The organism is Streptomyces sp. NPDC097640 (assembly GCF_040302705.1).
Classification (GTDB): domain Bacteria; phylum Actinomycetota; class Actinomycetes; order Streptomycetales; family Streptomycetaceae; genus Streptomyces.
In genome coordinates this window covers 285,650-307,427 of record NZ_JBEOSB010000001.1, presented here as the reverse complement: position 1 = coordinate 307,427, position 21,778 = coordinate 285,650, and the positions used below count along the sequence as shown (strand labels likewise).

Annotated in this window: 16 protein-coding genes and 1 pseudogene; 9 read left to right on the top strand and 8 right to left on the bottom strand. The window is 70.3% G+C overall.

Annotated features, from left to right (window positions below):
* The first annotated feature begins 132 nt into the window (after nucleotides 1-132).
* Entirely contained in the window at nucleotides 133-1,674 is a 1,542-nt protein-coding gene (locus ABTY62_RS00805; protein ID WP_352127153.1) for a helix-turn-helix domain-containing protein, read from the top strand.
* 229 nt (nucleotides 1,675-1,903) lie between these two features.
* Here ABTY62_RS00805 and ABTY62_RS00800 read toward each other — a convergent pair whose 3' ends face one another.
* Nucleotides 1,904-3,163, bottom strand: a complete 1,260-nt coding sequence (locus tag ABTY62_RS00800; RefSeq protein WP_352127152.1) for an MFS transporter — start codon at nucleotides 3,161-3,163, stop codon at nucleotides 1,904-1,906.
* 54 nt (nucleotides 3,164-3,217) lie between these two features.
* Nucleotides 3,218-4,099 (bottom strand): LysR family transcriptional regulator, encoded by an 882-nt coding sequence (locus ABTY62_RS00795; RefSeq protein WP_352127151.1) that lies wholly within the window; start codon nucleotides 4,097-4,099, stop codon nucleotides 3,218-3,220.
* A 97-nt stretch (nucleotides 4,100-4,196) separates the two neighbouring features.
* Between ABTY62_RS00795 and ABTY62_RS00790 the strand changes: the two genes are divergently transcribed.
* On the top strand, nucleotides 4,197-4,688 hold the full coding sequence (locus ABTY62_RS00790) for a GNAT family N-acetyltransferase (RefSeq protein WP_352127150.1): 492 nt from the start codon (nucleotides 4,197-4,199) through the stop codon (nucleotides 4,686-4,688).
* Between the two features lie 28 nt (nucleotides 4,689-4,716).
* Here the strand turns inward: ABTY62_RS00790 and ABTY62_RS00785 are convergent, their stop codons facing one another.
* Both ABTY62_RS00785 and ABTY62_RS00780 read right to left on the bottom strand, forming a co-directional pair.
* Entirely contained in the window at nucleotides 4,717-6,090 is a 1,374-nt protein-coding gene (locus ABTY62_RS00785; RefSeq protein ID WP_352127451.1) for an MFS transporter, read from the bottom strand.
* 174 nt (nucleotides 6,091-6,264) lie between these two features.
* A complete protein-coding gene (locus tag ABTY62_RS00780; protein ID WP_352127149.1) occupies nucleotides 6,265-7,842 on the bottom strand; it encodes an FAD-dependent monooxygenase in 1,578 nt (525 codons plus the stop codon).
* 452 nt (nucleotides 7,843-8,294) lie between these two features.
* Between ABTY62_RS00780 and ABTY62_RS00775 the strand changes: the two genes are divergently transcribed.
* Both ABTY62_RS00775 and ABTY62_RS00770 read left to right on the top strand, forming a co-directional pair.
* Nucleotides 8,295-9,275 carry a LacI family DNA-binding transcriptional regulator gene (locus tag ABTY62_RS00775; RefSeq protein ID WP_352127148.1) on the top strand — a complete coding sequence of 327 codons (981 nt, stop codon included), beginning with the start codon at nucleotides 8,295-8,297 and terminating at the stop codon, nucleotides 9,273-9,275.
* A 241-nt stretch (nucleotides 9,276-9,516) separates the two neighbouring features.
* On the top strand, nucleotides 9,517-10,971 hold the full coding sequence (locus tag ABTY62_RS00770; RefSeq protein WP_352127147.1) for a cellulose-binding protein: 1,455 nt from the start codon (nucleotides 9,517-9,519) through the stop codon (nucleotides 10,969-10,971).
* A 42-nt stretch (nucleotides 10,972-11,013) separates the two neighbouring features.
* On the opposite strand, the gene ABTY62_RS00765 is transcribed toward ABTY62_RS00770, so the two are convergent.
* Complete coding sequence (locus ABTY62_RS00765; protein WP_352127146.1) at nucleotides 11,014-12,960, bottom strand: glycoside hydrolase family 84 protein; 1,947 nt, start codon at nucleotides 12,958-12,960, stop codon at nucleotides 11,014-11,016.
* A gap of 280 nt (nucleotides 12,961-13,240) precedes the next feature.
* On the opposite strand from ABTY62_RS00765, the gene ABTY62_RS00760 reads away from it, so the two are divergent.
* The 3 genes and pseudogenes from ABTY62_RS00760 (at nucleotide 13,241) to gnd (ending at nucleotide 16,359) form a co-directional block, all read left to right on the top strand.
* The gene (locus ABTY62_RS00760; RefSeq protein WP_352127145.1) at nucleotides 13,241-14,584 is read left to right on the top strand and encodes a serine/threonine-protein kinase; all 1,344 of its coding nucleotides are present in this window, start codon (nucleotides 13,241-13,243) and stop codon (nucleotides 14,582-14,584) included.
* 45 nt (nucleotides 14,585-14,629) lie between these two features.
* Nucleotides 14,630-14,809: pseudogene (locus ABTY62_RS00755) on the top strand (D-2-hydroxyacid dehydrogenase); the annotation flags it as partial.
* A gap of 98 nt (nucleotides 14,810-14,907) precedes the next feature.
* Nucleotides 14,908-16,359 (top strand): NADP-dependent phosphogluconate dehydrogenase, encoded by a 1,452-nt coding sequence (gene gnd / locus ABTY62_RS00750; protein ID WP_352127144.1) that lies wholly within the window; start codon nucleotides 14,908-14,910, stop codon nucleotides 16,357-16,359.
* 46 nt (nucleotides 16,360-16,405) lie between these two features.
* Here the strand turns inward: gnd and ABTY62_RS00745 are convergent, their stop codons facing one another.
* The gene (locus ABTY62_RS00745; RefSeq protein WP_352127143.1) at nucleotides 16,406-17,065 is read right to left on the bottom strand and encodes a DsbA family oxidoreductase; all 660 of its coding nucleotides are present in this window, start codon (nucleotides 17,063-17,065) and stop codon (nucleotides 16,406-16,408) included.
* Nucleotides 17,062-17,271: a hypothetical protein gene (locus tag ABTY62_RS00740; RefSeq protein WP_352127142.1), complete on the bottom strand. Its 210-nt coding sequence runs from the start codon at nucleotides 17,269-17,271 to the stop codon at nucleotides 17,062-17,064. The genes ABTY62_RS00745 and ABTY62_RS00740 overlap by 4 nt, the downstream gene beginning before the upstream one ends.
* A gap of 130 nt (nucleotides 17,272-17,401) precedes the next feature.
* Here ABTY62_RS00740 and ABTY62_RS00735 point away from each other — a divergent pair, with 130 nt between their 5' ends.
* Complete coding sequence (locus tag ABTY62_RS00735; RefSeq protein WP_352127141.1) at nucleotides 17,402-18,031, top strand: TetR/AcrR family transcriptional regulator; 630 nt, start codon at nucleotides 17,402-17,404, stop codon at nucleotides 18,029-18,031.
* A gap of 26 nt (nucleotides 18,032-18,057) precedes the next feature.
* On the opposite strand, the gene ABTY62_RS00730 is transcribed toward ABTY62_RS00735, so the two are convergent.
* A complete protein-coding gene (locus tag ABTY62_RS00730; RefSeq protein WP_352127140.1) occupies nucleotides 18,058-19,677 on the bottom strand; it encodes a tannase/feruloyl esterase family alpha/beta hydrolase in 1,620 nt (539 codons plus the stop codon).
* Between the two features lie 437 nt (nucleotides 19,678-20,114).
* Between ABTY62_RS00730 and abc-f the strand changes: the two genes are divergently transcribed.
* Nucleotides 20,115-21,749 carry a ribosomal protection-like ABC-F family protein gene (gene abc-f / locus ABTY62_RS00725; protein ID WP_352127139.1) on the top strand — a complete coding sequence of 545 codons (1,635 nt, stop codon included), beginning with the start codon at nucleotides 20,115-20,117 and terminating at the stop codon, nucleotides 21,747-21,749.
* Nucleotides 21,750-21,778: the final 29 nt, after the last annotated feature.

Sequence of the window (21,778 nt, the reverse complement as noted above, 5' to 3'; positions counted from 1 at the left end):
CGTGTCCTCCGGCCTGATGTGTACGCCACTCCCCCAGGCTCCGTGAACCGGTCAATAAAGTAGGCGGTGTGCGGGCCGCGGATCGGGCCGCGCGACGTGGCGAACCACGGGGGGTGAGGGAGGAGCACTGCTGTGGAGGCACGGGCGCACGCCGGGTGGCTGGATGAGTTGCTGCACGAGGTGCGGCGGCAGATGGCCCGGGGAGCCGGGGCGGATCCGCGCGCGGTTCTCGACTGGCTGAGTCGGCAGATCGACGCCGATGTCGCGCTGGTCGGGAGCGCGGGCGCGGTGGAGGCGGCCACCACGCGCTTCCCGCGGCAGATACTGCCCTCGCTCGAACCCACCCTCGCGCGGCTGGCCGGCGGGCGGATGGCCGCGGCCGCCACCGAGGCCGGCGCCCTTCAGGTGCGTTTGGAGGCACTCGGCCCCCGCGCACCACGCCCGGTCCTGGTGGTGGCGGGCGCCTCGGCGCCCTCACCCGGCGCGGCGTCGCTGGTCTCGCACGCCGGGAGCGTCATCGCGCTCCTGGACCGGGCGCAGGACGCGGACACCACCTTCCGCGGCTATCAGCACAAGGCGCAGCAACTGCGGTTCGCCGTGTTCAGCGCCCTGCTAGCGGGGGATCTCACGCTGGCCCGACGGATGACCACCGGCGCCGTCCCCGCGTTGCTGGACTCCGAGCGGCTGCGCGTCTATCTGCTGCAATGCACCTCCGAGGACCGTGACCGGCTGGCACAGACCCACCAGGACGGGGCGGGCTATCACGGCACGGGGCTGATGGTGCACTGTCCGGCCTTCAAGGAACACCTCATCTGCCTCGTCGCCGACGACGCCGACACCGACACCGACACCGACACCGACACCGACACGGCCCACGGTCAGGGCACGGTGCTGCGCCGTCTGGTCCGGGAGAACCCGCACTACGCGCTGGGCATCAGCAGCCCGTATCCGCTGGGCGCCACGGCCGAGGCGTACGGGCAGGCCCTCCACGCCCTTGCCGCGGCGCGCCAGACGCCCGAGCGGGTGGCCGCCTACCTCGGCCGGACACCGCTGGTGCCACTGCTGCCCTACGAGGATGCGAACGCCTGGGCCCGCGCCTTCCTGCGGCCGCTCGGGTCCACCCCGAGGGTCACCCTCGACATCACCCGGCTCGCCGTCACGTTTCCCCGGTCCGCCGTGGCCCGGCTGCTGGACATCAGCCGCAACACCGTCTCCCACCACCTCAGACGGGTGGAGACGACCCTCGGTCTCGACCTGAGCGACGTTCGCACCCGGGCTGCCCTCGACCTGGCCTTCTGCCTGTCCGGACCGCGTCCGGACGACGTGTCCGGTGGCTTCGGCGGTTCCGGCGGATCCGGCGGTCAGTACGGGCGGCCGACGCCCACCCTGGACGAACTGCTCCGCGCCGAGCCCGCGCACGCATGGGCACGGGAATTCCTCCGCCCATTCCAGGACACCCGCGGCCGCGCCCTGCACACCACCCTGTGCGCCTGGATCGACGCGAACACGGACGCCCAGCGGACCGCCCGCCACCTGGGCCTCAGCCGCAACACCGTCAGGGCCCATCTGCGCGCCGCGGAACACCTGCTCAACCGCGACCTGCTCACCACCGGTTCCGGAATCCACGACCTGGTGCACGCCCTGCACATCACCGGCCTGTCCCCGGCGGGCTGACCGTGCACCGTGCACATATCACGGGCACACGGTGCGCACCGTGCACCGTTGCCCGCCCCGCTGATCCGTTTTAACGTCACTCCTGCCGCACAGCACGGGAACGAAGCCCCGGCTCCCAACGTGACGACGGCCTGCATCACCACGTGGGGAGTGATCCAGGCCGTCGCCGTACGGTGTCTCACTGCTCCGAGGGCTTCTTTCCCGCGCTGGGCGCGCCGGAGCGGGCAGATCATGTCCGCCCAGGTCGGCGGGTGCGGCGTTCCGCGCCGGCCGTGACCGCCAGGGCGACGACGGTGAGCAGGGACAGCAGTGCCCAGGCCGGTGTGAAGCTGCCGGTGAGATCGACCAGCAGGCCGAGCGCGGGCGGCACCGTGACGATGGCGATCTGGTTGACGGACATGGCCAGTCCCAGGGCGAAGCCCGTCCTGTCCGGTGGGGCCGCTTCGGTGACGTAGGCGACCCACGGGCCGTACCAGCCGAATCCGAAGAAGCCGAGCCAGACGAAGACGCCGGAAGCGACGACCGGTGCCCGCCCTGCCGGTGTCATCAGCACGGCCAGCCCGGCGACCACGGCGACCATGCAGACCAGCACGATGGCATAGCGTCCTGACCTGCTCCGGTCGCTCCAGGCCGCCAGGCATATCCGGCCCGCGACGCCCGCGCCCTGGGATGCCACGAGGATCAGGGCCGCCTGCCCGGCGCCGACCGATGACGCCCGGTGGAGGTGGAGCACCGTCAGGATGCCCACGCCGCACTGCACCGAGATCAGGCTGGTCCCCGACAGCATGATCTTCACCGCGGACGGTTCACGGAGCATGCGCAGCCGGGCCCGGAGCTGTGCCGCGAGCGGGGCCGACGGCTCCTTGTCCTGTGGGCCGGGCAGCGCGGGCGGCCGACGGTAGCAGCCCATGAAGAGCCCGGCCCCGAGCAGCGCGACGAAGCCGCCGGTCAGCAGTGTCGCCCGCCAGCCGAACTCCTCGGCGACGAGCGGGAGTACGGCCGAGGCCAGCGCCGCCCCCAGTGGCAGCCCGGCCTGCCGGACACCCATCGCGAAGCCCCGCTGTGACGCGTCGAACCAGGACGCCACCGACTTGCTCCCACCCGGCTGGACGGTGCTGTATCCCGCCCCGACCACCACCAGCGCGACCAGCAGGGCCGCGTATCCCGGGGCCAGGCTCCCCGCGCCCAGACCCAGCGCGACCACGCCGGCCCCGATCCCGACCACCCAGCGCTCGCTGTAGCGGTCGAGCAGCTCACCCGCCACCAGCAGCCCGGCCAGCGGCACGAACTGGGCCGCCGAGACCAGCAGACCCAGCTGCGCCGTGCTCAGGTCCAGGGCCCGCTGAAGGTGGACGCCGAGCGCTCCGATGCCGCCCACGAAGAAGCCGGACGCGGCCTGGGTGAAGGTGGCGATGCCCAGCACGATCCAGCGATAGCGCCACGGGTCGCCGGCCTGGGATCCGGCACGTCCGGCCGTCTGTTGTGTCATGCCGACCACACTGCGGTAATGGCCTTATTACCCTCAACCCTTACAGCGTGGCGGTCATGACTCGGACACCGCGATGAAGGCTCGCACGAGGGGACGGTCGTCTCCGCGGCGGGTGGCCATGAAGATCTGGCTTTGGGGAGTGGGCCCGTCGAGTTCGACCCTCCGGACGCCAGCGGGGAGCAGTGTCGTGACGCTGTAGGGGGCGATACTGACGCCGAGACCGGCGGCGACGAACGTGACGATGGTGTGCCAGTTCGAGAACTCCTGCGCGACGTGGACGTCGACGCCCGCATCCCGCAACGGCCGCGTGTTCACGTCGAACGCGTGAGCCCCGGCTGAACGCGGGAACAGGATGAGTGGGTCGGCGGCCAGGGCCGTCGCCTCCACACGGTCGCCCCTCGCGGCGGGGTGCTCTGCGGGGACGATGGCGACGAACCGTTCCGTCGTCAGCGGCGACAGGTCGATATCATCACGCTCCTCGGGGTCCCGCACGATCCCGACGTCAGCCGTGCCTCGTCGCACGGCCGCCAGCACGTCGACGGTGAAGCCGTCATGAAGTTTCACCTGGACATCCGGACGACGGCGCGAGAACGCGCGGAGCCGTTCGCTGACGATGGTCGTGGCAGAGGTGATGAAGGCGACATCCAGGCGGCCGGCCTCGCCGCGCCCGACACGGCCGGCCTCGTCGAGGTCGGCCGCCAGACGACCCAGAAGGTCTCTCGCACGTGGCTGGAACGCCTCTCCCGCCTCGGTGAGGCGGACACTTCGGGACGTCCGTCGGAACAATTCGACACCGACGATCTTCTCGAGCTGTCTGATCTGCTGAGACAGGGCCGGCTGAGCGATGTGCAGCCGCTGGGCGGCACGGCCGAAGTGGAGTTCCTCGGCCACAGCCAGAAAGTACCTCAGATGACGAAACTCGATCGCGCGATCCATACACCGAGCTTATTGATGACAGCTCCTCTATGTATTGGACGTATGGGTGGGCAGGCCGGAGGCTGGTGAGCAACCCCACCGGAAAGGAAACCGCCCGATGCCATTCGCCCCCGCCCCGACCACCATCGCCTCGATCACCTCCCCGAGTGACGCCGCCGCGTTCCGGGCGCTGAACGAGGAATGGATCTCGCGCCTGTTCACCCTGGAGGAAGAGGACCGGGCCGTTCTCGAGGATCCGTTCGGCCGCATCGTGGGCCCAGGCGGCGACGTGCTCCTGGCTCACGAGCCGCACAGCGGCACCGCAGTCGGATGCGTCGCGCTGCTGGCCTATCCGGACGCTGTGTTCGAGCTGGCGAAGATGGCCGTGGCCCCCGCCGCGCAAGGACGCGGCATCGGCCGCCGACTTGTCACCGCAGCGATCGACCGCGCCCGTGAACTCGGCGGGACCCGGCTGTTCCTCGGCACCAACAGCAAGCTGGCCCCCGCCATCCACCTCTACGAGGACGCCGGGTTCGTCACGATCACCCGCGACCGCCTACCGGTGGCCGACTACTACGCCCGCGCCGACACCCTCATGGAACTGAGGTGACGCCGTCCGAGGGATGAACACCAGCGGCTCAGATGGAGGGAGTCATGGATTCCGAGGAGGCCGGCGAGGGCGCTGCGTGTGTACGGCGGTGAGTTCGCAGCAGGATGACAGCCACCGCGGCGGCGGCCACGAACGCGCCGGTGGCCATCGTGATGTAGCCGTGGACCCCAGTGGCCGAGTTCACCGTTTCTCCGTCGACGACCAGGTTCGTGGACTTGAGTACGGCTGAACCCACGAACTTCAGGATCACCGCCCCGGTTGCCACCATGACCATGACCATGCTGGACACGACGCCCTGTCGTTCCGGGGGTGCGAGCGTCCCCGCCATGTTGAAGCCGGATGTCACGAGCGTTCCCGCTGTGAGGCTCAGCAGAAAGGAGCAGACGACCGCGAGAGGGAGCAGGGAGTCCCCGAAGAACATCCCGACGGTTCCCACCGTTCCGAGTGCCACTCCACCAGCGAGGGCCGCGGCCGGGCCGACGCGTGTTCCGAGCACCCCGGCCAGGGTGCCGCCGAGCACGATCCCGATCGCCGGTACGCCGTACAGCAGGCCCAGCGCCCCCGGGGCGGCGAGTCCGTACCCGAGTTGCTGATCCGGGGAGACCTTGGCGATGAGGCCGAAGAGCGTGAGCATGCTCTGGTACGCGCCGGTTCCGAAGACGACCACAAGGAGCGTGAGCACCAGGGGCCTGCCGAGGTTCCTGATGTCGATCACGGGCTCGGGAATCCGGCTCGCCACCAGGAACCACCTGGCCAGCGCTGCGGCGCCGCCGACGAGGAGAGCGAGCGGACCGGCGGCGAACCAGCTGAACTCCGCCCCGAGGCTGACATAGCTGAGCACCGCCGCCAGACCTCCGCCGAGAAGAAGGGCCCCGGCGATGTCCACATTGCCCGGTGTCCTGATCGTGGACTTGGGGACGAGGGTGCGCACGAGGATCCCCGCGACAGCCGCGAAGATCGCCGATGCGACGAACACGCTCCGCCAGCCGAACTCCGCGGCTGTTAATTCGAAGAGCGAGGGCATCACGATGCTGAGAAGGGCGGAGCCCGAGGTCACGATGCCCGTGGCGATCATCGCCATGTCCGGTGCACACATGTCACGGATGAGGGCGACCGTGAGGAAGACGGCTCCCACGGCCGCTCCCTGGAGCAGGCGCCCGAGGATGAACACCCAGAGGTTGGGAGCGACCAAACACACCAGGGCGCCCGCGAAGGCGGTGATCAGCGTCATGACCAGCACTCTGCGCTTGCCATGGATGTCGGCGCTCTTGCCGAGGAGCGGCGCCCACATCGCTCCCGCCAGCAGCGAGCTGGCGTCAATCCACGCCGACTGATCGGTGCCGAAGTGGTCGAGCATCTCGGGAAGGACGAGGAGTGGTGCCGTGACGACCGTGTCCACCATGGTGTTCACGAGGATCAGGATGGCCACTTGGCCGACGAGCCGCCTGTTCCAACTCGTGTGTTGTCCGGCGCTGCCAATGCCGCTGTCGTGCATGAAACGCTCTTCCTGTTCGGTACGGCGGGACGGGGGAGATGAGTGCGGGCACGCCGCGATGTGCGACGTGGCCGGGGGGGGTTAGCGGGGCCTGGCCGGGTTTCCGATCGGCCAGAACGGGGCCAAGTGGTCGATGAGGTCCGCCTCCCGACCCTGGTCGACGGAGGTGCGGGCGGCGATGTATCCGTCGGGCCTGATGAGGATGAGTTCACCCGGGTGGAGCCGGTAGACGCGCCGGAACTCCCCCTTGGCGTCGACGAGGCCGCTGCCCGGAGCCGGGCCGATGCGGTGCACGCGCAGGTGGTGCGGCTCGGCGTTGTCGAGGGCGACCGGATCGGTGTGCTCGTGGACGACCAGGGACCAGTGCGGTCCCCTCATGAGGTCGAAGAGGTCGCCGCTGAACGCCACACCCTCCAGCCCACCGGCGTTGGGTGCCCGGTCGCCCGCCACAGGACCGGACGTGGCCCGCCCATGGCGGTAGTTGACCGGACTGGTGCGGTAGTGGACCCCCAGCCCGCTGTTCATCGCACCGTCGCCGATGTCGGCGAGTGCCGAGCCCAGTCCGTCCCCGCTGCCCCGGCCCACCTGACCCATGACCCTGATCATCTTGCTCGTGCTCATCCCCAGGACGGTCCTGGCGACCGGGATCCGTTCGGCGGCGTAGGTGTCCAGCAGGGCCGGAGGGGCGCCTTGGAGCACGCCGGCGAGTTTCCAGCCGAGGTTGTAGGCGTCCTGGATGCCGGTGTTCATGCCCTGTCCCCCGGCGGGGGAGTGCACATGGGCGGCGTCCCCGGCGAGAAGGACCCGGCCCTGGCGATAGCTCTCCACCATGCGGGCGTTCACTCGGTACGCCGACAGCCAGGTCGCGCTCTTCAGAACCACAGCACCGTGGCCGGCGCGTTCGTCGAACAGTCGCTGGTAGAACTCCAACGACGGAGTTCCCGGCTCCTCGCCGGGCAGGATCGGGCTCTGGAACTGCCACACGTCGCTGCCGAGCGGAGTCAGGCCGAGCATCCCGCGTTCGGACGGCCAGATGTGCATATGGCCGCGGTCGAGGTCCGGCCCGTTGACGTCGCCGAGGTACCAGCGCTGCTGCTCATAGGTCTTGCCGACCAGAGGGAGCCCGATGTGCTTGCGGGTGCCGCTCCTGCCCCCGTCCGCTCCCACGACGTACCGGGCGCGGGCGGTCTGCTCGCCGTCCGGTGTGCGCAGGGTGACGGCGACAGCGTCGTCACCCTGGTCGAGACCGGCCATTTCAACACCGAACTCCACGCGTCCGCCGAGTTCTTCGAGCCGTTGCCGCAGCGCGCTCTCGACGTCGAACTGGCCGATCCACAGCGCGTCGGGATACGGGGTGTGAAACGAGGTGCTCGCTCGGGCCGAGATCGACGGCTTGTCCACGACCGCGCCGGACGGTTCGTGAAACCGCAGGGGAAGCTCGGCGACTCCGCGCCGCAGGACGTGGTCGACGGCGCCGAGGTCGTCGAGCACTTCCAGGGAGCGGGGCTGGATGGTCTTGGCCCTCGTCGCGCGGTTCGGCACCGGGCCCCGCTCGACGATGCGGTGGGCGACCCCGCGACGGGCGAGGTCGCACGCCAGGGTCAGGCCGGTGGGGCCGGCTCCGATGATGAGGACCTCGGTGTCGCATACGTCAGCCATGGCGTCCTTCCCGGGATGTGGTGTGCACGACGGTGTGTTGTCGCCGAGCGCGTCACCTCACAGTGATCCGCTTTTCTGGGACGGATCTGCGCGAGTCCGGGTATGTCATGCGAACCGGGAGCGCCTTCGGTGGAAACCGGCAGGCCGCGGCTGCCGGCCGGCCGGCAGCTCACAGAAACTCACAGAGAGCAGGCTCGTCGGGATACCGACACCAGCAGAAACTTTCTCCGCTCGCGACGGAGAAGGAAACATGAACCTGTGACCGAGGCCACAGGTTCATCGGCAGGAGATGCGAGAATGTCCACCGGGCACGCCCACGCGACGCCGTTCAACCAGCCCGCCCCCGCTGCCGGTGAGCGGGCTGCTCGAGGACCGGGAAGGCGACCTTGGCGGACTACGCAGCTGACGGAGCGACAGACCATGAAGGCGGCCAGGGTGACACGTCCCGGCCGGTGACCATCGCGTACATCGCCGAGTCGGCGGGGGTGTCGGTCCCCACCGTGTCCAAGGTGATCAACGGCAAGTCGGGGGTTTCCGCGGACACCCGCGCCAGGGTGGAGGAACTGGTCAACCGATACGGCTATCGCAAGCCCGCCGGCGCCAACCGGAGCAACGTCGTGGAGCTGGTGTTCCGCGAGCTCAGGGACATGTGGGCGGTGGAGATCATCCGGGGTGTGGAGCGGGTGGCCCGCCGGCACCGCGTCGGCCTCATGGTGTCCGAGTTCGGTCTGCACGACACCGCGCCGACCTGGGAGGACACCGTCTCCCGGCGCCCCAACTGCGTTCTGTCCGTGGCTCAGCTCTCCGAGGCGGAACGGGAGCAACTGACGGCGAAGGGCATACCGTTCGTCGTCTTCGACCCGACCATGGAGTTGCCGGACGACGTGCCGTTCGTGGGCGCCACGAACTGGTCCGGCGGCCGGGCCGCGACCCGCCACCTCACCGAGCTCGGGCATCGCCGCATCGCAATGATCAGCGGCCCTCAGGACGTGCTGTGCTGCTGCGCCCGGCTGGACGGATACCGCTCCGCGATGCGGGCCGCAGGCCTGCCGGTCGATCCGGAACTCGTCGTGTACGCGGAACTCACCCGCGAGGGCGGCTGTGCCGCGGCGCGTTCTCTGCTCGCCCTGCCCGAGCGCCCGACGGCGATCTTCACCGGCAATGACCCTCAGGCGCTCGGCGTGTACCAGGCGGCGCGCGAGGCCGGTCTGCGCATCCCCGACGATCTGAGCGTCGTCGGTTTCGACGATCTGCCGGTCGTGGCCTGGGTCGACCCGCCCCTGACCACCGTCCACCAACCGCTCACCGAGATGGCGGTGGCGGCGACGGAGCTGGCGCTCACCCTCGGCCGGGGTGAGGCCGCGCCCCAGGTCGGGTTGGAGATCGCGACGACTCTGACGGTCCGGGCCAGCACGGCTCCCCCCAAGGGCTGAGTTCGCGAGGCAGATCCGCCCGTCTCATCCATCGCAGCCGAGGCGCACCGGCTGTCGAGATGAGACGCGCGTGGCCATTGACCACTTGAGTGGCCATGACTAACCTCCGCCGAGAAACTATCCGGCAGGCATCGCGAAAGTTTCGCACCTCAGTCAGGTGCTTGCCACGTGTTCGCGGCCCCTGACCGCAGCACACGTCTCGAATCCACCCGCGTTGGTTGTCAACCCGCTGGAGGAACTCATGCGGAGGTTAGTTCACAGGTACTGGACCCGCTTCACGGGGTTGGCCGCGGTCGTGTCGCTGGCCCTGGCCGGCTCGATCACGGCCGCCCCGCAGTCGGCGGAAGCCGCCTCAGCCGCGATCACGGCGTCGGTGTCGGTCGACGCCAATCGCGCACTGGCAAAGATCCCGACGACCGGTGTCGGTATGAATGTCGCCGTCTACGACGGGAACATGAACCATTCAGCCGTCCCCGGGCTGCTCAGGGACGCCGGTGTCGGCATGATCCGCTACCCCGGAGGCAGTTACTCCGACGGGTACCACTGGCAGACGCACACCGTCGAAGAAGGCTACGTCGCCCCCAACACCGAGTTCGACACCTTCATGGGCACGGCCCGCTCCGTCGGCGCACAGCCGGTCATCACCGCCAACTACGGTTCGGGCACGCCCGACGAGGCCGCGGCCTGGGTGCGGTACGCGAATGTGACCAAAGGCTACGGGGTGAAGTACTGGGAGATCGGCAACGAGGTCTACGGCAACGGCCTCTACGGCGCGACCTGGGAACTCGACCGGCATTCCAGCAAGACCGCCACCACGTACGCGACCAATCTCCTTCAGTACGCCACGGCGATGAAGGCCGTCGACCCGACCATCAAGATCGGCGCGGTGCTGACCACTCCAGGATCCTGGCCGGACGGTATCACCGGGCCGGGCGACTCGATGGACTGGAACCACACGGTCATGTCGATCGCCGGATCGAAGATCGATTTTGTGATCGTTCACCACTACCCGATCGGCAACAGCCAGGCCGATCTGCTCGGCAAACCTCAGGCCGAGATCCCGGGCATGGCCACCGCCCTGCGCTCCCTGATCAACCAGTATGCCGGAAGCAACGCTCCGAACGTGGGCATCGCGGTGACCGAAGTCGGCGCCAACGCCTACAAGAACACCTCCCCGAGCGGGCTGTTCGCCCCGGACGAGTACCTGACATGGATGGAGAACGGCGCGTTCACCGTCGACTGGTGGAACCTGCACAACGGCACGGACTGCAGCCATGTGACCACGGTGGAGGGCGCCACCGACTACGACGACGGAGGGATACTATCCAGCGGCGCCTCATGCGAGCCACCGCTGAACACGCCCTTCCCGCCGTACTACGGCGCTCGGATGATCACCAAGCTCGGCGCGCCGGGTGACACCCTGGTCCGGGCCGCCGGCTCGACGCCGTTGGTGTCCGCGCATGCCGTGCGGCGGGCCAACGGCGACGTGAGCGTCATGCTCATCAACAAGGACCCGGCCAACGACGCCACGGTCACCGTGGCCTACAGCGGCTTCACCCCGTCATCGGCGACGCCCACGGTCCACTCGTATCTGAAGAACGCCACGTCGATCGGTTCCGCCACGACGGGCAGCGCGGCCCGCCAGACCGTCCCGGCGTACTCGGTCGTGGTCGTACAGCTCCGGTCGGCCGGCTGAGCCGACGGGCCCGGACCACCGTCAGGGGGCGGGCGCTCCCGCTCAGCCGAGTCGGGGCGCCGCCGCCAGGAAGGTGTCGAGCACTCCGTCGGCGACGCGGACCGGGCCCTCGGGGCGGGTCTCGCCCGGGATCGTGCGGATCCGCCCCGCCTGCCCGGCCAGCGACGACGCCTCGGCGAACCACTGCTCGGCCTGCTGGGTGTCGCCGTCGAGCCGGGCGCCCAGCGCGTCCAGGGTGCGCTCGAACGCGCGGCCCCACAGCGCCAGCGCGTCCAGCCACGGCGCGCAGTCAGCCACGAAGCCGCGGTCGGCCACGCCCGCCCTGATGGTGGCCGACGCGGTGGCCAGCAGCGTCGCGGAGGGGCGCAGGGCCTCCAGCGCCTCCCGCCGCTGTCCGGCGTCCCAGTCGGTACGGAACAGGGCCAGCCGGGCGGCCAGTTCGGGCGCCTGGGGCTGCCAGGGTTCGGCGCCGAAGGTGGGCGCGAGGTGCTGGGTGTCGAAGAAGGACAGCAGCGCGGACACGGTGGCCGGGTCCGGCTCGTCCCCCACCAGGTATGCGGCGGCGGCCCGCCAGGTGCGGTCCGGGTCGTAACCGGTGTCGTTCCAGGCGAAGTCCGCCCCGCCGAACAGGGCGACCTTGCTGGCGGCGGCCTGGTTCATCGGGTTGAGGACCAGACCGGAGAGCTGCTGGTGCAGACCGGGCTCGCGGGCGTCGTACGGGGCGAGCAGCAGCCGCCCCTCGGCCTGGCCGTAGTCGTTGACCGGGTAGTTGTCCCAGACGAACACCTTGCGCCCCCAGACGGCGGCGGCCCGCGCGGCGTCGGCCACGGTGATCCGCGGCGGCACCACGTCGGTGCCGGTCCACATGACCTCGACCCGCGGGTCCAGCCGCTCGCGCAGGGTCCGCTTGTACGCGGTGTCGGTGACGTCGCCGTACTCGGTCGGCACCGTCTGGAGCGGCGCGTTGCCCTCGCGGGCGTCCAGGAACTCCTTCTGCACCCGGTTCAGCAGATCGGCCTGCGCCTCGGCCGCGGCCCGCTGCGAGGGCTCGCCGTAGGCGGCGCGGTCGGCGGCGCAGTTCCACCGGGTGTAGCTGATGTCGTCCAGCGGCACCGAGAAGCTGCGCACCCCGAGGTCGTACATCGCCCCGAGCTTGGCCTGAAGTGCCGTGAACTCGGCGGGATCGCTGTAGCACAGGGAGGTGCCGGGCGAGAGCGCGAAGGTGAACCGCACATGGTGGCCGGCGGCCTGCCGGACGAGTTCACCGAGCTGGGCGAGCTTGTCAGCCGGGTACGGCTCGCGCCACTTCTCCCGGTGGTACGGGTCGTCCTTGGGTGCGTAGACATAGGTGTTCATCTTGACGTCCCCGTAGAACGCCAGCTGGTCCATGCGCTCGGCGTGGGTCCACGGGCTTCCGTAGAACCCCTCGATCACCCCGCGCAGCGGCATCAGCGGATAGTCCAGCACCGAGACCGAGGCGATCCTCCGGGCACCGGTGACCAGTTGGCGCAACGTCTGCGCCGCGTAGTACGTCCCGTCGGCGTCCGCGCCCGCGAGCGCCACCGAGGTGCCGCGCGCGGCCAGCGCGTACCCCTCCGCGGGCAGTTCCTCGGGCGCCCGGCCCCCGGCGGCCGTCAATGCCTCCGCGACCCGGGCGTCGGCGAGCAGCCCCACGGTCACCGTCAGCTCCGGCCCGGAGCCGCCCCGCAGGCGCTTCACCCCCGCCCGGCGCAGTACGGAGGCGACCAGCTCGCGCGTGGGCCGGTCCACCTCGTCGCCGTAGACCACTCGCACCACGGCGGGCACCGTGACGTCCGGGCCCAGCCGGGCCATCGCCTGCGGGCGCGGCACGACGGACGGCAACGGGTCGGGACCGCCCGCCGGCGCGGCCCCGGCGGTGGATCCGGGGAGCAGCAGCCCGAGGAGGGCGAAGAAGGTGAGGAACGCGATCACAGCGGCCGGAGGGCGGGAGGTACGGCGCATGGGCATCTCCTGCGTGGCGTGGTGTACGGCGACGGTGCACGACGGTGACACGTGGAGCGGAGTGAGCGACGAGGCAGGCGCGGTGCCTGGTGCGCGGCCTTCCTTGAAACACATACCCACGGCCCCGAACCGGTGAATCCCGGCGCGGCCGTTCGAAGTGGCGCGGACGGCCGCGCGGGCCTGCTCGGGGCCCCTTGTGGTCGGTTTCCGGGCATCAGGTGTACCACCTCCCGCAGTTGCGCCATGATCCCGGTGCGGAAGTGAACAGAAACGGGGAGGCACGGCAGTGCGGGATGAGCTCTTGGGGGGCCGTTACCGGTTGGTGCGGCAGCTCGGCGAAGGCGGTATGGGGCAGGTGTGGGAGGCGCAGGACGAGTCGCTGGGCCGGCCCGTCGCGGTCAAGGTGATCTCGCTGCTCGCCGGCGGTGGGAGCCATGGCACCGAGGCGCGCGCCCGGTTTCTTCGCGAGGCGCGGATCACCGCCCGCCTCCAGCACCCCAACATCGTGACCATCCACGACATCGGCGAGACGGGCACCGGGGACGGCAAGGCCCCGTTCCTGGTAATGGAGCTGGTCCGAGGCGAGGGCCTGGACGCGAAGCTGCGCCAAGGCGTCGTCACCCTGCGGGACGCCGCGCGGTGGGGCGCGCAGATATGCGACGCGCTGGCAGAGGCCCACGATGCCGGAATCATGCACCGGGACATCAAGCCCTCCAACGTCCTCATCACGCCGTCCGGCATCGTGAAGGTCCTGGACTTCGGCATCGCGCGGGCCGCCGACCCCTACGCGACCGCGGACCGCCTCACCCAGACCGGCTTCATCGTGGGCACACCTCCGTACATGGCCCCCGAACAGGCACGCGGCTTCCCCGAACCGCGCAGCGACCTGTACGCGCTCGGCTGCGTGCTCTTCGAACTGATCACACGCCGGCTGCCGTTCCAGGCCCCCGACACCGTGGGCTATCTCTCGGCGCATCTCACCGAGGAGCCGCCCACCCCCAGCTCCGTGTCCCCGGGCATCCCGTCCGCCTGGGACGGTCTGGTGCTGACCCTGCTGCGCAAGGGCCCCGACCAGCGGTACGGGACCGCGGCCGACCTCGCCCGGGCCCTCCGGCGACTCGACGACGTACCAGGGCACATGCCACCGGGAGGCGGGGCCACCCCGCCCCCGGCGATGCCCCCCACGGCTCCGCTCCCGCCGATGGCCCCCGCGCCCGAGGGGCGCGGAGCCGCGACTGCCGCGGTGACCCTGGCGCTGCTGTGCCTTCCCGGGCTCCTGTACATCGTCGCCACGACCTTCAAGTACCTCTCGGACCCCTCCGCGCCCACCGGGGTGATCGCGATCAATCTGGTGTTGGGCATCGTGGAGATGGTCGTGCTCGCCATGGGCGCGCTGCTGTTGCACCAGCGCAGGACGGCCGGACGCAGGATGATCGCGACAGCCGGCTGTGTGGCGGCTCTGCACTGCTTGAGCGTCTTTGTGCAGCACCAAGTGGTGGGAGGGCCGCCGGACATCGTATTGATCGCCAACGTCATCGGCCCGCTGACGGCCGCTCCGGCGATCGCCGCCATGGTCGCGGCCCTCCAGCCGTCCACAAAACGCTGGTGTTACCGCACGGCAGGGCGCTGACGAGGGGTCGCGTCCGGGGCATGCCCCACGTCCGTCTTCGAGACGGAGCCGCTGCCGGCCGGCAGCCCGCTGTGGGACCACGACCGCGTGCTGGTGAGCCCGCACACCGCCGCGCTCGACACGGCGGAGGACCGCCTCATCGCCGAACTCTTCGCCGCCAACGCCACCCGGCTCCTCGGCGGACAGGGCCTGATCAACCGCGTGAACACCGTCGAGTTCTCCTGACCAGGACGACGGCCACGCACATACCCCCACATCACCGCCGCCCCGGCCGCAAGCGCCAGAATGACACCCGGCGCACCCACCGATGGAAAGAGGTCCAGATGAACACCAGCGCAGCGGCCAATATCGGCGTCGTCGGGCTGGCGGTGATGGGATCGAACCTGGCGCGCAACCTCGCCTCCCGCGAAGGCAACACGGTCGCCGTCCACAACCGCACCTACGCCCGCACGAAGGAACTCGTCGCCGAGCACCCCGAGGCGGGATTCATCGCCAGTGAGTCGATCGACGACTTCGTCGCGTCGCTGGCGAGGCCGCGCACCGCGATCATCATGGTGCAGGCCGGGGCGGGCACGGACGCGGTCATCGACCAGCTCGCCGAGCGCTTCGAGCCCGGCGACATCATCGTCGACGGCGGCAACGCGAACTTCCCCGACACCATCGCCCGCGAGAAGAGGCTGGCCCCCACCGGCATCCACTTCGTCGGTGTCGGCATCTCCGGTGGCGAGGAAGGCGCCCTCAACGGTCCCTCGATCATGCCGGGCGGATCGGAGGAGTCCTACCGGACCCTCGGGCCGATTCTCGCGTCCATCGCCGCGGTCGCCGAGGGCGAGCCCTGCGTCACACACGTCGGCACCGACGGCGCCGGCCACTTCGTCAAGATGATCCACAACGGCATCGAGTACGCCGACATGCAGTTGATCGGCGAGGCGTACGACCTGCTGCGGACGGTCGGCGGTCTCCAGCCGCACGCCGTCGCCGACATCTTCGCCGAGTGGAACCAGGGGCCGCTCGAGTCCTATCTCATCGAGATCACCGCGGAGATCCTGCGCCAGGTGGACCCCGCCACCGGCAAGCCGTTCGTGGACGTCGTGCTGGACCAGGCGGGCTCCAAGGGCACCGGCGTATGGACCGTGCAGAACGCCCTCGACCTCGGCGTCCCCGTGGGCGGCATCGCCGAGGCCGTGTTCGCCCGTGCCGTCTCCTCCAAGCCGGCGCAGCGCGCGGCGGTCCGGCGGCTGGCCGCCCGCCCGGAGATACAGCAGGTCGACGCCGCCGCCTTCGCGGAGGACCTCGCCAAGGCCCTCTACGCCTCGAAGGTCGTCGCCTACGCGCAGGGTTTCGACGCCATCATCGCCGGCGCGCAGAAGTACGGCTGGGACGTTCGCAAGGACCGGATCGCCAAGATCTGGCGTGGCGGCTGCATCATCCGTGCGCGTTTCCTCAACCGCATCGCCGAGGCGTACACCGAGAACCCGGACATCGCCACGCTCCTCGAGGCCCCCTACTTCGCACGGGCCGTTGTCGAGGGGGAGGCTGCCTGGCGTCGCATCGTCGCCACCGCCGCCCTCTCCGGCGTGCCGGTGCCGGGCTTCGGCTCCGCGCTCAGCTACTACGACTCGCTGGCCGCCGAGCGGCTCCCCGCCGCGCTCGTCCAGGGCCAGCGCGACTTCTTCGGCGCCCACACCTACCGACGGACCGACAAGGAGGGCACCTTCCACACGCTCTGGTCCGGCGACCGTACCGAGGTCGAGATCGAGGGCTCCGCCCACTGACCCCGAGAAAGCCGAAAGGCGGGCGATTCGTGGAGGCCGTCCCGGCTCAGCGGTTCGTCGGGGCGGCGTCCGCGTGGGCGGTGCGCAGGGCGGAGAGGAAGGTGTCGGCGGACTGGGCGCCGGAGACGCCGTAGGCGCGGTTGAGCACAAAGAACGGCACGCCCGTGGCGCCGTAGCGGCGCGCCTCCCGGAAGTCGGCCTGCACCGCGTCGTCGTACGTGTCGCCGTCGAGCACCCGCCGGGTCTCGTCCTCGGGGACACCGACCTCGGCACCCAGCCGCACCAGCGTGTCCCGGTCGTCGACGACTTCGCCCTCGCACAGGTGGGCGCGCAGCAGCCGCTCGTGCATCCGGTCGCCCAGTCCGTGTGCCGCGGCCAGGTGGCTCAGGCGATGGGCGTCGATCGTGTTGACCGAGACGGCCCGTTCCAGGTCGTACGTCAGGCCCTCGGCGGCTGCGAGGTCGGTGACCTGCCGGACCATCGCCCTGACCTGTGCGATCGGCGCGCCCGTCTTCTGCGCCAGCGTCTCGAAGACCGGCCGGCGGTGGCCCTTGAGGTGGGCGGGGTCGAGCTGGAAGCTGTGCCAGTGGACCTCGACCTGCTCGGCGTGGTCGAACCGGTCGAGCGCCGACTCCAGGCGCCGCTTGCCGATGTAGCACCACGGGCAGACGACGTCCGACCAGACGTCGATACGCAGCGCGCTCACAGGGCACACACCCCGTCCGTGCAGACGGCCGCGTCGTCCGGACCGAGGAGCGTGAGAGAGGGTGCGGCTTCCTCCGCGCCCGGAGCGTCATCGGCCGTGGTGGCCGCTCCGTCGGAGGCGGCCTCGGCGGGCTCTCCCGCCGTACCGTTCCGGAGAGAGGGATCAAGCATGAGGAGTCCCTTCGTCATGATGTCGATGACCTCCATGCGGAGCTATTCTGACCCGTGGGTCAACTTCGACTCCGACCGTAACACGTAACTTGACCCCGTGGTCAATCTATGGGTGACGCGAGGGTGCGACCATGAAGGCCGCCCACACGACGAGGAGGAACCCCGGATGCGCGCCGACGCGCAACGCAACGCGGAGAAGCTGCGGACGGCGGCAGCCGAACTCTTCCGCGAACGCGGGCTCCAGGCCCCCCTGAAGGAGATCGCCCGCCGGGCCGGCGTGAGCCACGGCACCCTCTACAACCTCTTCGGCACCCGCGAGGCGCTCATCGACGAGGTGGTCACCGACCTGGCCGCGGACCGTCTCGACGAGGCAGCCCAGCAGGCCCTGGCCCGTGACGACGCCTGGGACGGATTCACGTACTACATCGAGACGGTCTGCGAACTCCAGGTCACCGACCCCGCGATCAGCGACGTGGTCACCGGCCGCTATCCGGACGCCCAGCGGCTGATGGCCGTCTGCGAGCGTTCCCACGCCGCCGCCACGCGCATCATCGAGCGAGCCCAGCGGGCCGGCGCCCTGCGCCCCGACTTCACCCGCGAGGACCTGCTGTTCATCTTCGGCACCAACGCCCTGCTGTCCCGGGCCGCCAAGGACACGGCCCCCGGCGCCTGGCGCCGGGGCGTCGCCTTCATGCTCGACGGCCTGCGCGCCGAAGCCGCCCACCCGCTCCCCACCGCCCCGCTGACCGCGCAGCAGCTCTACGCGGTGATGGGCAACCTCGCCGGCGCGCCGTAACGGGTGGGGCGGCGTCGCCGTCCCGGTCAGTACCGGGACGGGGAGACGCACCGGAAGCTGGAGGCGGCGGCCGGGTCGCCGTGGCCCTTGTAGCGGGACACCTGGGGGTAGCCGCACAGGTCACGGCCGACGTTCTGCCCGGAGGCGTTGATCAGGGTGGCGGGCAGGGTCTTGGGGGCCTCGCCGTGCTCGACCCAGGTGGTCAGGGCGGCGAGGCCGTCGGCCGAGCCGTCGTTGCCGTTGAGGCCGCAGTGGTTGGTGCCCGGGGCGAGGACGAGGCGGTAGAAGTCGTCGACCCGCTTGGTGCCGCCCATGCCACGCTCGACCTGCTTGCGGTACTCCACGGTGCCCTGGGTGGGGATGTACTCGTCGGCCTGGCCGTGCCAGGTCAGGAGCTTGCCGCCGGACTCGCGGAAGGCCGAGAGGTCGGGGTCGTCCGTGCCGATGACCTTGTCGTACTCGGCCTCGGACTGCTTGAACAGCTGCGTGAACTGGCTGTAGGTGATCGTCGATACGTCAAAGGACGGCTGCTTCTTCAGCCATGTCGCGACCCAGTACGCGGGTACCTGGAAGGGCACCCCCTTGACGTCGCCGTTCGCGTCGGGCTCGGTGGTGCCCGCCAGGCCCGACAGGTCGGCCCCGACCGGGACCCCGGGCCACAGCTTCTTGCCCGACGCGGTGCGGGGGCCGTCCCAGATCCCGCGCACCACGGCCGCGTCGGCCGCCGTGATGGTCAGCTCCTTGCCGTTGCACACGACCTTGGTGCCGATCAGCCCGCGCGGGTCGAAGTCGCACCGTTGCACGTCGTCGACCAGGCCGTCCTTGACGCCGTCGAGCGAGTCACAGGCCTTGACGGCGGCGTCGGTGAACGCCTTGAACTCACAGGAGGACGGGTAGGTCTTCTCGTTGTTCATGACCACCTGCGGCCACAGGGTGGCGACCTCGAACTCGTCCCAGTTGATCGCGGGCGCGTCGGCGAGGATGCCGTCGTAGTCGTCGGGGTAGCGCTGAGCCTCCATGTAGCCCTGACGTCCGCCGGTGGAGCAGCCGGTGAAGTAGGAGTAGGAGGCGGCCTTGCCGTAGACCACGTCGACGACCTGCTTGCCGACGACCGCCGCCTCGTGCTGCGAGCGGGAGGCGAAGTTCTTCAGCAGGGCCGTGTTGACCTGCCCCTGGCCGTTCAGAGCCCAGTTGATGTCGAGGACGTCACCGACGCCGGCGTCGGTGGTGGTCGCGGCATAGCCGTTCTTGACCGCGGTGGCCATACCGACACCGTTGTCCCCGGCCGCGTAGGCGCTGCCCCCGAGCGCCTGGAAGCGGCCGTTCCAGCCGCTCGCGGGCAGCCAGGTCCGCACCTGGGCATGGTCGCCGTCGCCCGGGTGGGTGAGAGTGACCGTCACCTCGCAGTAGGCCGGAACGCCGGTGACCGTGCCGCCCAGGATCCCGGTCCCGTGGACGGTTCCGCCCGCCCGGCGGACCGCCGCCACGGACTCCACCTCGGTACCCGCAGGCGCCTTCAGGGCAGGCGCCGAGCAGCCGAGCGGCGCGGAGGCGGAGCTGTTCCGGGGTGCCGCCGACGCGGCCGGGAGGCACACCGCCGCAGCCAGCGGCACGCCGGCCGCGAGGACCGTCAGAAGTCGTCTCATTGTTTCCCTCCAAGAAGCAGGTGTGCGCCTGGACTCGGCGACACGTGTGCACATCACATGAGCAGGACGGTGGACAGGTCGACGGGTTCACCGCGGACGACCTCCGCGCGCATGTCTCCGTGACCCAGGTGTGCGACCCGAGGCAGCCTCTGCCGCGGGTTCGCTGAGGAACGGCCCAGACCTTATCACCGGTTAAACCGGTGACGGAATACCGAGCAGCGCGACGACGGCGACTGCTACGCTGTCAGCGACGTAGACCGTGTATCGAGGAGTCACAGACGTGGTGGGTGAAGACGACATCTCCGGGTGAGACCCGGATCTGACGGCCACCGGACGCGCCCAGGAGCGCCGCCGATGTGGCCGGCTTGTCGTACCCATTTTTCCCACGCCTGCCCAGGGCAGAGCTGTCTGCCCGCAACACGCTCGAGGTCACCTCCATGTCCGACGCCGCCGTCGTCTGCTCGAATCTCTCCTTCGCCTGGCCCGACGACACCCCGGTCTTCCACGACCTGTCCTTCACCGTGAACACCGGCCGCACCGGCCTGGTCGCCCCCAACGGCTCCGGCAAGAGCACCCTGCTCAAGCTGATCGCCGGCGAACTCGAGCCCGCCACCGGCTCGGTGTCCGTCAGCGGCACCCTCGGCTACCTCCCGCAGAGCCTCCCCCTCACCGGCAACCTCACGGTCGCCGAGGTGCTCGGCGTCGCCGCGGTGATCCGCGCCCTGGACGCCGTCGAGTCCGGGGACGTGAGCGAGGAGCACTTCACCACCATCGGCGACGACTGGGACATCGAGGAGCGCACCCGCGCCCAACTCGACCGCCTCGGCCTGGCCGACCTCACCCTGGACCGCAGCCTGAGCACGCTCAGCGGCGGCCAGGTCGTCTCGCTGGGCCTCGCCGCCCAGCTGCTCAAGCGCCCCGATGTGCTGCTGCTCGACGAGCCGACCAACAACCTCGACCTGGCGGCCCGGCAGAAGCTCTACGACGTGCTGGCGGACTTTCCCGGCTGCCTGCTCCTGGTCAGCCACGACCGCGCGCTGCTCGACCGTATGGACCGCATCGCCGAGCTCGGCAGCGGCGAACTGCGCTTCTACGGCGGCAACTTCACCGAGTACGAGGAGGCCGTGCGCGCCGAGCAGGAGGTCGCCGAGAAGAACGTCCGCAACGCCGAACAGGAGCTGAAGCGGGAGAAGCGGGAGATGCAGCAGGCCCGCGAACGGGCCGAGCGCCGCGCCTCCAACGCCGCGCGGAACCTCAAGAACGCCGGACTGCCGCGTATCTTCGCCGGCAACATGAAGCGCGGCGCGCAGGAGTCCGCCGGCCGGGCCGGCCAGATGCACGCGACCCGGGTCAGCGAGGCCAAGGCCCGGCTCGACGAGGCCGGACGCTCGTTGCGCGAGGAGCAGCGCATCACCCTGGACCTGCCCGACACCCAGGTACCGGCCGGGCGCAACCTCTTCCTCGGCGAGGGGATGCAGGTCCACCACGGCGACAGGGCCGTGTTCGCCGACGGCGGCGTCGACCTGACCGTCCGGGGCCCCGAGCGCATCGCGCTGACCGGGCCCAACGGAGCCGGCAAGACCACCCTGCTGCGTCTGATCACCGGCGACCTCAAGCCGGACAGCGGGGAGATCAAGCGCAACGACGGCCGCATCGCCTATCTCTCGCAGCGCCTGGACCTGCTGGACCTGGACCGCACCGTCGCCGAGAACTTCGCCGCGTTCGCCCCCGACCGGCCCGAGGCTGAGCGGCTGAACCTGCTCGCCCGCTTCCTCTTCCGGGGCTCGCGGGCACACCTGCCGACCGGTGTCCTCTCCGGCGGCGAACGGCTGCGCGCCACCCTGGCCTGTGTGCTGTGCGCCGAACCGGCCCCCCATCTGCTCCTGCTCGACGAGCCGACCAACAACCTCGACCTGGTCAGCGCGGGCCAGCTGGAGAGCGCGCTGAACTCCTACCAGGGCGCCTTCATGGTGGTCAGCCACGACGAGCGGTTCCTCGCCGAGATCGGCGTGAACCGCTGGGTGGCGCTGTCCGACGGAGCGCTCAAGGAGACGGGGGCGCCCGCGGTGTGAGCCGCCGACGTGTGACGTGGCCCGCGTCC

Coding starts and splice junctions, on each gene's coding strand:
- ABTY62_RS00735 (WP_352127141.1), top strand. CDS start 17,402: ATGCGCGCCGACGCGCAACGCAACGCGGAGAAGCTGCGGACGGCGGCA.
- ABTY62_RS00795 (WP_352127151.1), bottom strand. CDS start 4,099: ATGGATCGCGCGATCGAGTTTCGTCATCTGAGGTACTTTCTGGCTGTG.
- abc-f (WP_352127139.1), top strand. CDS start 20,115: ATGTCCGACGCCGCCGTCGTCTGCTCGAATCTCTCCTTCGCCTGGCCC.
- ABTY62_RS00765 (WP_352127146.1), bottom strand. CDS start 12,960: ATGCCCATGCGCCGTACCTCCCGCCCTCCGGCCGCTGTGATCGCGTTC.
- gnd (WP_352127144.1), top strand. CDS start 14,908: ATGAACACCAGCGCAGCGGCCAATATCGGCGTCGTCGGGCTGGCGGTG.
- ABTY62_RS00790 (WP_352127150.1), top strand. CDS start 4,197: ATGCCATTCGCCCCCGCCCCGACCACCATCGCCTCGATCACCTCCCCG.
- ABTY62_RS00800 (WP_352127152.1), bottom strand. CDS start 3,163: ATGACACAACAGACGGCCGGACGTGCCGGATCCCAGGCCGGCGACCCG.
- ABTY62_RS00780 (WP_352127149.1), bottom strand. CDS start 7,842: ATGGCTGACGTATGCGACACCGAGGTCCTCATCATCGGAGCCGGCCCC.
- ABTY62_RS00785 (WP_352127451.1), bottom strand. CDS start 6,090: ATGGTGGACACGGTCGTCACGGCACCACTCCTCGTCCTTCCCGAGATG.
- ABTY62_RS00730 (WP_352127140.1), bottom strand. CDS start 19,677: ATGAGACGACTTCTGACGGTCCTCGCGGCCGGCGTGCCGCTGGCTGCG.
- ABTY62_RS00740 (WP_352127142.1), bottom strand. CDS start 17,271: ATGGAGGTCATCGACATCATGACGAAGGGACTCCTCATGCTTGATCCC.
- ABTY62_RS00770 (WP_352127147.1), top strand. CDS start 9,517: ATGCGGAGGTTAGTTCACAGGTACTGGACCCGCTTCACGGGGTTGGCC.